The sequence below is a fragment of the Haloarcula sp. JP-Z28 genome (assembly GCF_011440255.1).
Taxonomy (GTDB): Archaea; Halobacteriota; Halobacteria; order Halobacteriales; family Haloarculaceae; genus Haloarcula; species Haloarcula marismortui.
The window spans coordinates 1-1166 of the sequence record NZ_JAAOHT010000161.1; the positions used below are offsets into that span (position 1 = coordinate 1).

The window sequence follows — 1166 nt, forward strand, 5'->3', positions numbered from 1 at the left end:
GTCCCCATGCACCAACTACATAGACGGCAGCTACTCGGAGTCGTGTGTTCGGGCTTGACTGTACTCGCCGGTTGTGGCAGCGATCAAAGCGGTAATTCGAGTGAGACTGAGACTGGTGGCGGTGCCGAACCAACGCCGGACTCAGCTGCGGTAACTGCTACGAATAAATCGACGCTCAGCGGTAACGACGACAGATCAACACAGTTCGGTCAGGTTACACGGTTCCCTAAATCGTATGCGATGACAGCCACAGTGCAGTCCGGAGGGCGGACCGTGGAGATGTCTGGCCGTTTCTACCGGGGAGATATGTACTGGTCATTCGACCAGCAGGGACAACAGATGGAGATGTATCACATTGGGAACAGTACGTACACCGTTGTTGGAGGGCAGTGTGTCCGGGGAACGATGCAACAGGGGATGGGTCGTGACGAGGTTGATCCAGGCCGTTTCTCCGATCAGCCGGAGGAAAACCCGGAAGTCACGCCGGTCGGTCGGGATACCATCGATGGTGAGGAGGTGCTGGTGTATGAAATCTCTCAGGCTGAGTCCCAGAAGCCGCTGACATACTACATTCTGGCGGACTCCGGATATCCGCGACGTATTGAAGGCGAGTCAATGCGGTGGGACTTCCACTCGTGGGGTGTGGTTGACCCGATCCAGAAGCCCGAAGGAGACTGTCAGTCGATGCCCGGTGGCGGCACGATGGCTGACGGTGGCAGTTAATCGCTCAGCTAGACGTGACTTGATGGGGCTACTCCGAGAGTAAACAGTTCTCAACGTACCGTCGAAATTCGGCTCTCACGTCGTCGATTGTGTCCTCGTCGCTGGTAATCCGTTCCGCCTGAATCCCGACTAAAACTGTGTGGAACAGTGCGGCTGTCTGCGATGGGTCTTCGACAGTAAATGCGCCGGCGTCAACACCCGCTCGGATGACACGGGCGATCTGCTTTCGAATAAAGTCATCACTCCTGCGAAAGAGACGGTTGTAATCGTCGTCGTGCGCTGCCTGCGCTCGCAACTCAATCACAGCCTGGGAAAATTCTGCCGCGTTGAATAGCGATCTAATCGGCGGTTATCACGGGTTAGAAGGACGAAGCCGAGGAAATCAATTCTGGCTATGGAAGTCGATCTCCTCGACTTCGTTGAGCAGTGTCGGCAGCTAGTCA

General features: G+C 55.8%; 2 protein-coding genes. One reads left to right on the forward strand and one right to left on the reverse strand.

Translation table 11 applies throughout. The features are described from left to right. The first annotated feature begins 306 nt into the window (after positions 1–306). Complete coding sequence (locus G9463_RS23700) at positions 307–723, forward strand: hypothetical protein (RefSeq protein WP_229380486.1); 417 nt, start codon at positions 307–309, stop codon at positions 721–723. A 28-nt stretch (positions 724–751) separates the two neighbouring features. On the opposite strand, the gene G9463_RS23705 is transcribed toward G9463_RS23700, so the two are convergent. After that, positions 752–1066, reverse strand: a complete 315-nt coding sequence (locus G9463_RS23705) for a TetR family transcriptional regulator C-terminal domain-containing protein (RefSeq protein ID WP_370458005.1) — start codon at positions 1064–1066, stop codon at positions 752–754. Positions 1067–1166 lie beyond the last annotated feature (100 nt).

Bases quoted from the DNA above. Each gene is read 5' to 3' on its own strand.
- G9463_RS23700 (WP_229380486.1), top strand. From the start codon at position 307: ATGTACTGGTCATTCGACCAGCAGGGACAACAGATGGAGATGTATCAC.